We start from the raw sequence: 13512 nt of genomic DNA on the forward strand, positions 1-13512 counted from the left end.
CGGTTAAGAGATCCCCGACTCGGTCATTCTTCCCTCTCCGAGGATGACGAATTGCTAACCATGGACTTTGATGATGAAAGTTTACTTTGATCGTCATTCCCTATCGTGAGGAACGAGCGAATAGGGAATCTCGCTCTTGCTTGATGAAAGTAACGCACACTAAAAAGGCTTCCTTGAGGAAGCCTTTTTTACGTTTGAATACGGTCTCAGTGTTAACTATGCCTTAGTGTTAACTACGCCTTAGAGTAAACATCGCGTTCACCCAACCAACGGTTGATGATCGCCTTAGCATTGTCTGGGTAGCTATCGTGAATATGACGCGCAATACGCTGCACTTCAGGTATCAAACGTTGGTCACGAATTAGATCGGCGATCTTGAAATCAGCCAAGCCAGTTTGTTTGGTACCGAGCAATTCACCGGGGCCACGGATTTCTAAGTCGCGCTGTGCAATCACAAAGCCATCGTTACTTTCACGTAGCACACCTAGGCGTTTCTGAGCGGTTTTAGACAGCGGAGAGTGATACAACAATACACAATGACTTGCGACCGAACCTCGGCCGACACGGCCACGCAGTTGGTGCAGTTGCGCTAGGCCAAGACGTTCTGGGTTCTCGATGATCATTAAGCTCGAATTCGGAACATCCACACCAACTTCAATCACGGTTGTCGCAACCAATAGATGCAGCTTGTTCTCTTTGAACTCTCGCATCACCGCTTGTTTCTCGGCGGGTTTCATACGGCCATGGACTAAACCAATTTTTACGTCAGGCAGTTTGCGTTGTAGCTCTTCTGCTGTATCAGCTGCAGCTTGAGCTTCCAGTACTTCCGATTCATCAATCAGCGTACATACCCAGTAGGCTTGTTTGCCTTCATTGAGACACGCATTCTTCACACGTTCAACAATGTCATCGCGCTTGGTATCAGGAATTGCCACGGTTTGAATTGGGGTTCGTCCCGGTGGCAGTTCATCAATAATCGAAGTTTCGAGGTCGGCATAGGCCGTCATTGCTAACGTTCGTGGGATTGGGGTAGCGGTCATGACCAACTGATGTGGGTAGTAGCCTTGCTTTGCGCCTTTCTCACGTAGCTCTAATCGCTGGTGGACACCAAATCGGTGTTGCTCATCAATGATCACTAAACCAAGGTTTTTGAACTCGACATGCTCTTGGAACAGGGCATGAGTACCGACCACCATTTGCGCTTCGCCACTGGCAATACGTGTTAGTTCAGTTTCACGAGCTTTGCCTTTGAGCTTACCTGCTAGCCATCCAACTTGAATACCCATTGCCTCAAACCAGTTGGCAAAGTTAATCGCGTGTTGTTCTGCGAGTAGTTCAGTGGGTGCCATAAGTGCTACTTGTTGACCGTGTTCCAATGCGCGAACCGCCGCCAGTGCAGCGACTAAGGTTTTACCAGAGCCCACATCACCTTGCACTAAACGCATCATAGGATGCGGCTTTTCCAAGTCAGCTTCGATCTCTTTGGTCACTCGTGCTTGGGCATTGGTTGGTGAAAACGGCAGCTGAGCCAGTAGCTTATCTTTAAGGGTGTTTACTGGAGGAAAAGGCATTGCCTTGTCTTGCTGCCCTTTGCTACGAACAGACAACATAGACAGGTTTTGAGCCAGTAACTCTTCCATAATTAGGCGCAGTTGCGCAGGGTGCTTGCCTTCATCAAACAGCTCTAGGTCAATGCCCGGGGGCGGCCTGTGAATGGTATGCAGTGCTTGTGCGAGGGTAATTTGGTGGTCGTATAAACCTGATGGGAGAAGCTCGTTAACTGCGGCCTTGTCGATTAGCTCTAAGGCTTGATCGGTAAGATTACGCAGCGTGACTTGTCTTAGCCCTTCGGTGGTTGGGTACACCGGAGTTAGGTTCGCTTCCACATCTGGTTGTTGCCTTGGTGCAAAGAACTTGTAGTCAGGATGGACGATCTCAAGTCCCATATTACCGCGCTTGATTTCACCGTAGGCATGGACTTGTTTGCCTTCGGCAAAGTTGTTCTTCATACCGGCAGTAAAGTTGAAAAAGCGCAGAGTAATGGTGCCGTTACCATCACTGATCTTTACCGCCAACATCTTACGTTTACCGAAAATGGTATCGACATGCATGACCTTGCCTTGTACTGCAGCCCAAAGGCCAGCGTGCAGTTTTACGATTGGGTAGATGCGTGTTCGATCTTCGTATCGTAAAGGTAGGTGAAACAGTAGGTCTTGTACGTTGTTAAGCCCAACCTTTTCCAGTTTCTCTGCGACTTTAGCGCCGACTCCAGATAAAGAGTTGAGAGGGATAGCAGATAAAAGCTGTGACATAACAAGGCTCATAAACGTAAGAGAGATAATCTATTCAAGCATTTTACTGGATTTTTGTACAGGATAAAGCTTAGAAGCAGATACGGGATGCGAGTAAACGAGATTCGAAGGGATTAAGAGCAGGTTCGGGATTCGGGTAATCGAGATGCGAAGGGATGAAGAGCAGATGCGGGATACGGGTAATCGAGATACGAAAAGATTAAAAAAAATGTGGAGCCAAGATGGTGAGTCACGAAGTCTTTTGCTCTTCGCATCTCGCCATCTCGAATCCCTCATCTTTACTTTGATCAGTTCTTACGACGTCTTACTTTCAGCGCGTGTGGCATCACACGTAGCTTTTTCATAATACTTGCAAGGTGAACACGATCTTTGGTGGTCAGCAAGATAGTCACTGTGTACAGGCGTCCATCACGTTCTTCGGTTGAAATACCGTGAATGTTAGAGCCTGTTTTTGAGATAACGTTAGTTAACTCAGCCAGTGCACCTTGGTGGTTCTGCAGATCAACCTGAAGTTCAGCGGTGAACTCTTGGTCGTAATCGTCAGACCATTCAACCGCCATGTATTTGTCTGGTTCTTTCTGGTAACCACGAACGTTTGGACACGTTTCACGGTGAACCACAAGGCCACGACCTGGCGATACATGGGCAATGATGTGATCATCTGGAATCGGGTGACAACAGTTAGCGAACGTCAGTAGTAGACCTTCAGCACCACGGATCGGAAGTTTCTTCCTCGGTGTGTCACTGTTGTTTTCTACTTCAGTCAGTTCGTCAGCATCACCAAGCAGACGACGAGCAATTACGATACTCATCAGCTCACCAAGACCAATCGACGCCAGTAAGTCTTCAGCGCTTTCTAGACGTAAGTCAGACAATACATGGTCAATATTCTCTTGGCCGATATCGGCAATAGAGTGTTCGCCAAGTGCATGATTCAGTAAACGACGGCCTAGCGTGATCGACTCTTCACGACGCATGGTTTTTAGAACCTGACGGATCTTTGTACGTGCGCGTGAGGTCACTACGTAGTTGAGCCATGCTGCATTCGGACGTGCGCCCGGAGCACTGATGATCTCAATAGTTTGACCGTTCTTCAGCGATTTGCTGAGTGGGTAAGGGTTCATGTCTACACGAGCACCTACACACATGTTGCCGACATCGGTATGCACCGCGTAAGCAAAATCGACCGCTGTTGCGCCTGCCGGAAGCTCGACAATGCGACCCTTCGGCGTGAACACGAAGATCTCATCTGGGAACAGATCAGACTTAACGTTTTCAATGAATTCGAATGAGTTACCCGCGCTTTGTTGCAGCTCAAGTAAGCTCTGCATCCAACGTTGTGCTTTAACCTGTGCGGTTGTGCCATTACTGCTGCGTGAGCCGTTGCCTTTGTAAGACCAGTGCGCTGCGACACCTTTGTCTGCCATTTGATCCATATCTTCAGTACGGATCTGAACCTCAACTGGCACCCCGTGAGGGCCGATCATTGACGTGTGCAGAGATTGGTAGCCGTTGGCTTTTGGTACCGCAATGTAATCTTTCATGCGGCCAGGGCGAGGCTTGTACAGGCTGTGAGCCTGACCAAGTACGCGATAACAAGTATCTGGGGTATCAACCACGACGCGGAAAGCGTAGATGTCCATAATGGTGTGGAAGCGCTGCTCTTTAGTTTTCATCTTGTTGTAGATGGAGAACAGGTTTTTTTCACGACCAAGTACGCGAGCAGGCAAACCGACCTCTTCAAGGCGGCCTTCAATTTCGCTATGGATACGTTGGATCATTTCCTTACGGTTACCACGCGCAGCTTTCACTACGTTTTTAAGTACGCGATAACGGTTAGGATAGAGGGCTTCAAAGCCCAGCTCTTCTAGTTCGGTCTTGATGTTATGAATACCAAGACGGTGAGCTAGTGGAGAATAAATCTCTAGGGTTTCACGAGCAATACGACGCTTTTTGTCAGGACGAAGTGCCCCAAGCGTGCGCATGTTGTGAGTACGGTCAGCTAATTTGATCAAGATAACGCGGATGTCTTGCACCATGGCGAGAACCATCTTGCGGAAGTTCTCTGCTTGCGCTTCTTTGCGATCACGAAATTTAAGCTTATCCAGCTTAGATACACCATCAACCAATTCAGCAACGGTATTGCCAAATTTTTCCTCTAGATCTTCTTTAGTGACATCACAGTCTTCGATGACATCATGAAGCAGAGCAGCTTGCAGGGTTTCGATATCCAGACGCATTTCTGCCAGGATTCTTGAAACAGCTACAGGGTGGATAATGTATGGTTCACCGCTTGAGCGGGTTTGCCCTTCATGGGCGTCTCTCGCTACCACATAAGATTGACGCAGAGCCTCAATTTGAGGCTCTGTTAGGTATTCTTGGGCAACGTCTTTGAGGCTATCGAATAGATACAAATTAAAGGCCCGGAAGGTTAATTAGTTCGAATGACGCTTTTTGCGAATATGAGCTAACGAGTGTGAGCGATGCTGCTTACTGCTGCAAGTTCAGCCGCTTCTTGCTCTTGTTGCTCTTGACGTTCACGAGCATCTAGTACGTCTTTAGTGATAAGACCTTCTTCGATTTCGCGAAGAGCGATAACCGTTGGCTTATCGTTTTCTTCAGGCACTAGTGAATCTTTACCGCCAGTTTGCATTTGACGTGCGCGGCGAGCCGCAATAAGAACTAGGTCGAAACGGTTGCCAACTTTTTCAACAGCGTCTTGAACAGTTACGCGTGCCATGAGGACTCCAAATAGTAATTAACTAATAAATTTTTGATGACGAGAAAGTATACAAGTTTAACTAGATACTTTCTAGATCACCGTATACTTATCTCAATAGAAAATCTAGGGGATCTAGATTATTCCGCTAATAAAGCAGTAAGCATGCCGCTGTATTTCGCTGCTTGCTTATCTTCTTTTAAGCGTTCCGCACGAATGATAGCTCTGAAGTCCATTAGGGCTGCATCAAAGTCGTCATTCACGATCACATAATCATATTCTGCATAGTGAGAAATCTCTGATTTTGCTTCGCTCATGCGTTTCGCAATAACTTCGTCGCTGTCTTGACCGCGAACATTCAAACGACGCTCTAGTTCACCATTTGATGGTGGAAGAATGAATACACTCTTCGCTTGAGGCATTTGTTCACGGATCTGACGAGCACCTTGCCAGTCGATATCTAGGAATACATCGATACCGCGGTTTAGGTTTTCTTCAATCCAAACGCGTGAAGTACCGTAGTAGTTGCCGAACACTTCAGCGTACTCTAGGAATTCACCTTTAGTAATAAGGTCTTCAAAATGATGCTTCTCTACGAAGTGGTAGTGAACACCATTTTCTTCACCAGGGCGCATACCGCGAGTGGTGTGTGAAACAGATACCTTCATTGCGTAGGTTGGATTGGTTTCTAGCATTGCTGAGATCAAGCTCGACTTACCTGCGCCACTAGGTGCAGATACGATGTAAAGAGTACCTTTGCCCATCTGTATATTTCCACTGTTGGTTGGATTGAGTGAAGGCAATAAACCTACACTTTAAAAGATAGCACTGACTCTAATTTTTGTTCCGATGGCGCATCTACTAATTGTGCCGTTGGTTACGTCTATAAAGAGATAACGAGTAAAACTAATAGAAGCAACTGGTGAAAATTAGGTCAGAAAAATGGAGGCGAAGAGTAGCATATTTAGATGATTGAGAACAACTGGCTTGATCGTTATTTATTAGCGAATGATCTTCTCAAGGATCTTTGTATAAATGTAATGACTCGTCATCGGTACTTTTTTATGTGATCTGGACAAAATTTGTTGAAGTTTTAATCTCAATCCTTACAATCCGCGCAAACGATTAAATGCTGTATATATCTAGTGATATGGACTAGATGTTTCTACTACCGAGCCTACCTTGGTGACTACAGTTTTTAGTGTAGAGACCTCTCTATTCACACAGCATTTGAATCACCAAATTCTTAATTTATTGCAAAGGTTTTGTTGTGAGTACCGATTCCACCCTGAAAGCCCAGAACACCTCTGGCTCGCTTGATTCGATGTTTAAAATCACTGAAAGAAAAACCACGATTGGCACTGAGCTGTATGCGGGTTTCATTACTTTCTTGGCGATGAGTTACATTCTGGCGGTTAACCCAGCAATTTTGGGTGATATTCCAGGCATGGACAAAGGTGCCGTGTTTACTGCAACGGCTCTGTCTGCGGCAATCGCAACCCTAATTATGGGCATTTGGGGCAACTACCCTGTAATGCTAGCGCCGGGCATGAGTATGAACGGCTTTTTCAAAGGTCTGCTGTTAAGTGGATCTGTTGCCGTGCTTTGGAATGAAGCGCTGTTCGGTATCTTCCTATCTGGTATTTTGTACCTTGCGTTCTCATTGACCAATATTCGTAAATCGATGATTGAATCGATTCCTGAAGATTTGAAGTTGGCGATTACCGTGTCTCTCGGACTGTTCATTGCTTTCTTAGGTCTTAAGAATGCGGGCATCATCGTTTCTAACCCATTCGTATTGGTAGGCTTAGGCGACATTTCTGATCCAAAAGTGATCATCGCTTACGTGAGCATCTTCATCGCACTGGGTTGTATGGTTCGTGACATCAAGCTAGCAACGTTCATCTCATTCGTTTCTGCTATCGTGTTGACGATTCTTGCTGACGTCTTCATGGGCACTTCAAACGCACCAATCCCAGAGCAGTTCATTGCTATGCCACCAAGCATGGCTGGCAGCTTCGGCGCTATCTTCGATTTCTCTGCTTTCACGCCAGAGAAAATGTTCGACTTACTGTTCATCGTACTTATCTTCTTGATTGTCGATTTCTTTGATGGCTTGAGCACCATTGTCGGCGTTGGCCGTGATGCGGGTATCATCGATAAAGACGGCAAGGTGCCAAACGCGAAATCGGCTCTAGTAGCAGATGCGGGCGGTACTGTGATTGGTTCAATTCTTGGTACCACATCGATCACTGCTTTCTCTGAGTCTGGCATCGCTTCTTCTCAAGGTGCAAAAACGGGTTTGGCAGCAGTCATGGTGGCTGGTCTGTTCCTAATCTCGCTATTCCTATACCCAATCTTCTCTATCTTCTCGGCTGCAATGGTTGCACCGGCGATGGTAGTAGTCGGCATCTACATGGTAGGTCGTCTTGGTCAGATCAACTGGGAAAAGAAAGAGTCACGCATTGCAGCCTTCTTTACCATCATGTTCACAGTGCTAAGCTTCTCTCCTGCGAACGGTATGGCGATGGGCTTCACCAGCTACGCATTCACAATGGTTGTGGCAGGTAAGCGCAAAGAAGTACACCCGCTTATCTACGGACTGTGTGTGGTGTTCTTAACTTACCTGATTCTGCTTTAAGGCTAATTAGTCACTAAGAAGTCGCTAAGTAAAAGACAAACAGATGGCTCTGCAGTGAATGCGGGGCCATTTTTGTATTTGTTGCTTTTTACCGTTGCTTCTTAATGTTGGTTACCGATGAGTTGATGGCGTTAGCCTAAAGTCGGTGCTTTGACAGTACGCGACTTATATTGATGCATGCTATTGTAGAGACTGGATTAATTATTTTTTGAAGAGTGACTATGCCTTCTCACTTACCTAAATCTTTTAGTAAGCCGTTTTTAAAAGTATTCCACATTATGGAAGCGGTATTGCTGGTGGCGATCACGCTCGCGACCTTGTTTGCGATGGTCGAAGAGTTCATGCATGTCTTCGCTGAGCGCCGAGTGCAATTGACCGACATTCTGCTGATGTTTATCTATTTAGAAGTGTTGGCGATGGTTCAGCAGTTTGTGATGAACGGTAAGATCCCAGTGCGATACCCAATCTATATCGCGATGATGGCGATTGCTCGTTACATCACTTTGGGCATGAAAGAACTCGATGCGGTATTGATCGTTTGGTTATCTTTAGCGGCATTTATCTTAGCAGCAGCAACTCTGTTGATTCGAGTCGGTCACCATTACTGGCCATATGTCGATCTCAGAACTAAGCAGCCGGACGAGTAAATTTTTTGAGATCAAAGTCTTACAAATCAAGCCCGGTGACCTAGCTGGGCTTGAATTCAAGCCAACCGAACAAAAAAACATCAATTATTTTCAAATAAAGCTTTACAACCCGACCCAGATCACCAAGAATGGCCTCGCTCTGTTTTCAGAGTTATTAAATGAAACATCAGTTGTAAAGTAAAACCCTTAGTATTGCTTCATTGTTATTCTCAGTGTTTCCCTTGGCTTCATAGATACATTAAATAATTCAAGCTTTCAGCGCATCGCACTTTTGGCGATTAATTTTTTATTTTTATATAAGGGACACATCATGTCTAACAAAACAAACGGCGTAGTAAAATGGTTTAACGAAGAGAAAGGTTTCGGTTTCCTAACTCAAGACAACGGCGGCGCTGACGTATTCGTACACTTCCGTGCAATCGCTTCTGAAGGTTTCAAGACTCTTAAAGAAGGCCAACAAGTGTCTTTCGAAGTAGAGCAAGGCCAAAAAGGTCTTCAAGCTGCAAACGTTGTAGCTCTATAAGATTTTAAGTCGGCGCAGGTTGCAACAGCAACTTGCGTCACTTTCTCTCTCAAATTTGTTTCCCCCCTCAGTTTTACCGCAACACTCTTCTCCATTAGCAATACCCTCTCTAAGTATTCAAAAATCCTGTTTTACGTCCGTTATCTCGTTCTAACTATCGTTGTATCTGCTCTTTGCTCTAACTCAACCTTCTACGTAACAACCAGTCACTTGCTCATCCTGATTACTATTACTGTATCCACAAAAAAAGCCCCTAAAACTAGGAGCTTATCTTGATCTAATCAACACTGATTCAGTTAATGGCTATTCAGCGTGTTACTGACAAACTGTTATTCAATATTCTGAATTTGCTCACGCATCTGTTCGATAAGAACCTTAAGCTCTACGCCCGATGCTGTGATGTCTGTGCTGATAGACTTAGACGCTAGCGTGTTTGACTCACGGTTGAACTCTTGCATCATGAAGTCTAGCTTACGGCCACAAGCGCCGCCTTTCTTCAGTACTGCATTCGCTTCTTTCACATGAGAATCTAGACGGTCTAGCTCTTCTGCTACGTCTGACTTCTGCGCTAGCAGGATAAGCTCTTGCTCAACACGAGAACCTTCCAGTTCGATTTTCGCATCTTCAAATTTGGTAAGAAGACGCTCACGTTGCCACTCTAGGATCTCAGGCATGCGTGCACGAACTTTCACTACTTCTTCAGTGATTGCATCTAAGCGCTGTACGATTAGCGCCTTCATGTTCTCACCTTCACGAGCACGAGCATCAATGAACTCTGCGATAGCATCGTTGAATGCTTCAAGTAGGTCTTTGTTGATGGCATCCATGTCTTGCTCTGGCGTTTCCATCACACCAGGCCAGTTCATGACTTGGAATGGGTTCAAACGGCTCTCTTCGCCAGTCATCGTCATTACTTGGTTCGCCGCATTGATTACTTGCTGAGCCAAACCTTCGTTAATGCTTAGTTCGCCCTTTGCAGCAGGGTTTGCTTCAAAGCGTAGGTTACATTCAACCTTACCGCGCGCTAGACGCTTACGGAAACGCTCACGCAAGATTGGCTCTAAACCACGGAACTGTTCAGGCATACGGAAGTAAGTTTCTAGGTAGCGTTGGTTTACACTACGGATTTCCCATACTGCGCTGCCCCAATCGCCTTTTACTTCTTTGCGTGCGTACGCGGTCATACTATAAATCATCGAATTTTCCTGTCTTTTATCATTCTGAAAATAACGCGCACGCATAGTATCACGATATGGTGTGCTCTCGAAGCCTGTCGCTTTTCACTGTAAATAGCCTTTCGTGATAAATAGCTTTGAACGGTAAATAGATTTGCACGATAAACTGCTATATAATCTTGCCCCAATCAAAACTGTCTCACCCCTTTCTTAGGTGATGCACTCTTTCGATAGTAAATCACTTCAGACTGTTAATAAGGTAGATACCAATGCGTCCAAATGACCGCGCTGTAGATCAAATTCGTCCAATTAAAATTACTCGTAACTACACAGCTTATGCTGAAGGTTCTGTATTAGTTGAGTTCGGCAACACTAAAGTTCTATGTAATGCGACGGTAGAAGAAAACGTACCGCGTTGGTTAAAAGGCCAAGGAAAGGGTTGGGTAACGGCTGAATACGGCATGCTGCCACGTGCAACGCACACTCGTAACCGTCGTGAAGCGGCGAGCGGCAAGCAAGGTGGTCGTACGATGGAAATCCAACGTCTGATCGCTCGTAGCCTACGTGCTGTTGTTGACCTGAAAGTAATGGGTGAAATTATGATCACTGTCGATTGTGATGTTATCCAAGCAGACGGCGGTACTCGTACTGCTTCTATCTCAGGTGCAAGCGTTGCAATGGCTGATGCTATCAACAGCCTACTAGCAAGCGGCAAACTGAAAAAGAACCCAATGAAAGGCCACGTAGCGGCAGTTTCAGTGGGCATCGTTGGTGCACAAGCACTGTGTGACCTTGAGTACGTTGAAGATTCAGCAGCCGATACCGACATGAACGTTGTAATGACGGAAGACGGTAAGATGATTGAGATTCAAGGTACCGCAGAAGGCGAACCGTTCAGCCACGAAGAGCTGATGCAGCTTTTAGCCCTGGCTAATAAGGGCATTGCCGATATCGTCGAAGCGCAGAAAGCTGCGTTGGCCGACTAGTCATTTTTAATAGCTCCCAATTTGGGGGCTATTTTTTTGTCTGTAAAACCTGAAAGGGTGGTACAGGGCGTAAGTTAAGTTTTATTGAGTAAACATAGAGGAAAAACATGAAAGCATATCAACGTGAATTTATTGAATTTGCACTAGAGAAAGAAGTACTTAAGTTTGGTGAGTTTACTTTAAAGTCTGGCCGCAAGAGCCCTTACTTCTTCAATGCTGGATTGTTTAATACAGGTCGTGACCTAGCGCGCTTAGGTCGCTTCTACGCAGCAGCATTGGCTGATTCTGGCATTGAGTTTGATGTACTATTTGGTCCTGCATACAAAGGTATCCCAATTGCAACGACGACAGCGGTTGCACTAGCGGATCACCACGATGTAGACACGCCCTACTGCTTCAACCGCAAAGAAGCGAAAAACCACGGTGAAGGTGGCAACCTTGTCGGTAGCGCGCTTGAAGGTCGCATCATGTTAGTGGACGACGTGATCACTGCAGGTACTGCGATTCGTGAGTCGATGGAAATCATCCAAGCAAATGGCGCTGATTTAGCGGGCGTGCTTGTTGCTATCGACCGTCAAGAGAAGGGCAAAGGCGAACTGTCTGCGATTCAAGAAGTTGAGCGTGACTTCGGTTGTGCGATTATCTCAATCGTTAGCCTGACTGACTTGGTGACTTTCCTTGAAGAGAAAGGCACAGACGCAGCACACCTAGAGTCAGTAAAAGCATACCGCGCTCAATACGGCATCTAATACTACTCGTAATTAGACTATAGAATGCACAAGGGGCTGATGATTCATCAGCCCCTTTCCTTTTGGTTCAGTATTCATTATTTATAACGAATGCCGCGCTCCACTTCTGGGTCTTCCATGGTCTTAAAGCGCTTGTGCAGCCACATCCACTGTTCTGGTGCTCTTAAGATAATCTTCTCAAGGTAGCGGTTCATGTAGGCGGCAGCCGCTTTCTCATCTTTCTGTGGATAGTCATCTTCAATTGATTCATCGGCCATGATCTCATATTTGCCATCGGCATTTCTAAAACCAGACCCCGGAACAAGTGCACATCGGCTAGTGTAAGCTAGGATACTGGTGCCTGTTGTGGTACACGCATCTTCTACTGCGAAGAAAGGCACAAACACAGACTTGTTACGACCGTAATCATGATCCGGAAGGTAGAAAAGGATCTCACCCTGACGCAGGATTCGAATCATACGCTTCACGTCTTTACGGTGAATCAGGCGGTTGCCGTTTTGAGTACGACCACGGTATTGAATGAATTCATAAGCCGGATTGTTGTGCGGGCGATAAACACCTAAACCTGAAATACCGAGAACAGCCATTGCTCGCGCAGTGATCTCTAGGTTCAAGGCATGCACACAACACAGCAGAACACCTTTGCCGTTGGCTTTATGTGTACGCAGCATTTGAGTGTCTTTATCTACTAGGATTCGCTTGAAACGCCACGTCGGCCAAAACCAGGTAATACCGGTTTCGATCAGTGCCATACCGGTGTTCTTGAAGTTCTCACTGACCATTGCTGCAACTTCGTCTGCTGGCTTGGCTGGGAAGGCGAGCTCCAAGTTACGTGTTGCGACTGCGACGCGCTTTTTGCCATAGCGAGCGCCCAAAGTGCCCAATGAGCGTCCTAACAGTAATAACAGGCGGTAAGGTAGAACGTTAACGATAAGCGCCAACAGCCCAAAGCCGAACCATACTCCCCAGTATTTAGGGTGGAGTAACGCCAGAGTAAAAGGTGGCTTAGTAATAACGTGTTGTGCAGTGCTGCTTGTCGGAGAAGTTTTCGTCGTCATAACCATCACTTAAGATTTGATTGCTACTTAATTTGATTGCTACTTAATCTGAGCGCTTAATAGAGCCCAATAAGCATCAAAATTTTCTGTCGGTTGATATTTGAAGTCTGAACGAACAAAGCGATTCAAGCTGCCTTCAACTTGACCGAGCAGTTGAGCGGCTAAGATTTTCTCATCAACCGGGAATGATTTCCCTTCACGAAGTTTTCTTTCACGCAGGATTTGGCGAAGTTGCGTCTCAATGCGTTCGAAAAGTTGGTTGATGCGATCACGCAGGCGTTCATTTTCAAACATTAGAGCATGACCAGACAAAATTCGAGTCAGGCCAGGGTTACGTTCTGAGAAAACTAAGATAAGTTGTAGCACTAGGCGTATGCGCTCTAGCGTGTCTTTCTCTTCATCCAGAATACGGTTGATTCGAGACATCAACGCTTCTTCAATGAACTCGATTAGGCCTTCAAACATACGAGCTTTGCTAGGGAAGTGGCGGTATAACGCAGCCTCAGAAACACCCACTTGCTTGGCCAACTTTACCGTTGTGATACGAGAAGCACCTTCGGTCGATTCCAACATTTGTGCGAGAGCTTGTAGGATTTCTTCACGACGGTTTGATTTTCGAGCACCAGCCATCTATTTACTTCCTTTCCTAAAGATGAGGATTGAGTGAAGAAGGATTATAAACACCAATCAATTCTGTTTCCT

The 13512-nt window shown here is 46.0% G+C and carries 12 protein-coding genes and 1 riboswitch; of the genes, 5 read left to right on the plus strand and 7 right to left on the minus strand.

Annotated elements, in window-relative coordinates; translation table 11 throughout:
• Positions 1 to 233 precede the first annotated feature (233 nt).
• The 4 genes from recG to gmk form a co-directional block, all read right to left on the minus strand.
• Positions 234 to 2312 (minus strand): ATP-dependent DNA helicase RecG, encoded by a 2079-nt coding sequence (recG, locus tag AB4263_RS04025; RefSeq protein ID WP_017066313.1) that lies wholly within the window; start codon positions 2310 to 2312, stop codon positions 234 to 236.
• Positions 2313 to 2599: 287 nt separating this feature from the next.
• Entirely contained in the window at positions 2600 to 4726 is a 2127-nt protein-coding gene (gene spoT / locus AB4263_RS04030; protein ID WP_372097570.1) for a bifunctional GTP diphosphokinase/guanosine-3',5'-bis pyrophosphate 3'-pyrophosphohydrolase, read from the minus strand.
• A 53-nt stretch (positions 4727 to 4779) separates the two neighbouring features.
• On the minus strand, positions 4780 to 5052 hold the full coding sequence (rpoZ, locus tag AB4263_RS04035) for a DNA-directed RNA polymerase subunit omega (protein ID WP_009848003.1): 273 nt from the start codon (positions 5050 to 5052) through the stop codon (positions 4780 to 4782).
• Between the two features lie 119 nt (positions 5053 to 5171).
• A complete protein-coding gene (gene gmk, locus AB4263_RS04040) occupies positions 5172 to 5795 on the minus strand; it encodes a guanylate kinase (protein WP_017062466.1) in 624 nt (207 codons plus the stop codon).
• Between the two features lie 348 nt (positions 5796 to 6143).
• Positions 6144 to 6243, plus strand: a riboswitch (purine riboswitch).
• Positions 6244 to 6301: 58 nt separating this feature from the next.
• Between gmk and AB4263_RS04045 the strand changes: the two genes are divergently transcribed.
• From AB4263_RS04045 to AB4263_RS04055, 3 genes are all read left to right on the plus strand, one after another.
• Entirely contained in the window at positions 6302 to 7672 is a 1371-nt protein-coding gene (locus AB4263_RS04045) for an NCS2 family permease (RefSeq protein WP_372097572.1), read from the plus strand.
• Between the two features lie 221 nt (positions 7673 to 7893).
• On the plus strand, positions 7894 to 8319 hold the full coding sequence (locus AB4263_RS04050) for a phosphate-starvation-inducible protein PsiE (protein WP_017062464.1): 426 nt from the start codon (positions 7894 to 7896) through the stop codon (positions 8317 to 8319).
• 310 nt (positions 8320 to 8629) lie between these two features.
• Entirely contained in the window at positions 8630 to 8842 is a 213-nt protein-coding gene (locus tag AB4263_RS04055) for a cold-shock protein (RefSeq protein WP_004735656.1), read from the plus strand.
• A 329-nt stretch (positions 8843 to 9171) separates the two neighbouring features.
• Here AB4263_RS04055 and AB4263_RS04060 read toward each other — a convergent pair whose 3' ends face one another.
• Entirely contained in the window at positions 9172 to 10038 is an 867-nt protein-coding gene (locus tag AB4263_RS04060; RefSeq protein ID WP_017063084.1) for a YicC/YloC family endoribonuclease, read from the minus strand.
• Between the two features lie 248 nt (positions 10039 to 10286).
• On the opposite strand from AB4263_RS04060, the gene rph reads away from it, so the two are divergent.
• Both rph and pyrE read left to right on the plus strand, forming a co-directional pair.
• Positions 10287 to 11003 (plus strand): ribonuclease PH, encoded by a 717-nt coding sequence (gene rph, locus AB4263_RS04065; RefSeq protein WP_009847983.1) that lies wholly within the window; start codon positions 10287 to 10289, stop codon positions 11001 to 11003.
• 107 nt (positions 11004 to 11110) lie between these two features.
• Positions 11111 to 11752, plus strand: coding sequence for an orotate phosphoribosyltransferase (pyrE, locus tag AB4263_RS04070; protein ID WP_017059267.1), 642 nt, complete (start codon positions 11111 to 11113; stop codon positions 11750 to 11752).
• Positions 11753 to 11829: 77 nt separating this feature from the next.
• Here pyrE and lpxL read toward each other — a convergent pair whose 3' ends face one another.
• Positions 11830 to 12810, minus strand: a complete 981-nt coding sequence (gene lpxL, locus AB4263_RS04075) for an LpxL/LpxP family Kdo(2)-lipid IV(A) lauroyl/palmitoleoyl acyltransferase (protein ID WP_372097574.1) — start codon at positions 12808 to 12810, stop codon at positions 11830 to 11832.
• 39 nt (positions 12811 to 12849) lie between these two features.
• Complete coding sequence (gene slmA, locus AB4263_RS04080) at positions 12850 to 13440, minus strand: nucleoid occlusion factor SlmA (RefSeq protein WP_017063086.1); 591 nt, start codon at positions 13438 to 13440, stop codon at positions 12850 to 12852.
• Positions 13441 to 13512 lie beyond the last annotated feature (72 nt).

It is taken from the genome of Vibrio sp. 10N.261.55.C5 (assembly GCF_041470505.1).
In the GTDB taxonomy this organism is placed as follows: Bacteria; Pseudomonadota; Gammaproteobacteria; order Enterobacterales; family Vibrionaceae; genus Vibrio; species Vibrio crassostreae_C.

Coding starts and splice junctions, on each gene's coding strand:
- lpxL (WP_372097574.1), bottom strand. CDS start 12,810: ATGACGACGAAAACTTCTCCGACAAGCAGCACTGCACAACACGTTATT.
- slmA (WP_017063086.1), bottom strand. CDS start 13,440: ATGGCTGGTGCTCGAAAATCAAACCGTCGTGAAGAAATCCTACAAGCT.
- rph (WP_009847983.1), top strand. CDS start 10,287: ATGCGTCCAAATGACCGCGCTGTAGATCAAATTCGTCCAATTAAAATT.
- pyrE (WP_017059267.1), top strand. CDS start 11,111: ATGAAAGCATATCAACGTGAATTTATTGAATTTGCACTAGAGAAAGAA.
- AB4263_RS04060 (WP_017063084.1), bottom strand. CDS start 10,038: ATGATTTATAGTATGACCGCGTACGCACGCAAAGAAGTAAAAGGCGAT.
- AB4263_RS04050 (WP_017062464.1), top strand. CDS start 7,894: ATGCCTTCTCACTTACCTAAATCTTTTAGTAAGCCGTTTTTAAAAGTA.
- recG (WP_017066313.1), bottom strand. CDS start 2,312: ATGTCACAGCTTTTATCTGCTATCCCTCTCAACTCTTTATCTGGAGTC.
- AB4263_RS04055 (WP_004735656.1), top strand. CDS start 8,630: ATGTCTAACAAAACAAACGGCGTAGTAAAATGGTTTAACGAAGAGAAA.
- rpoZ (WP_009848003.1), bottom strand. CDS start 5,052: ATGGCACGCGTAACTGTTCAAGACGCTGTTGAAAAAGTTGGCAACCGT.
- gmk (WP_017062466.1), bottom strand. CDS start 5,795: ATGGGCAAAGGTACTCTTTACATCGTATCTGCACCTAGTGGCGCAGGT.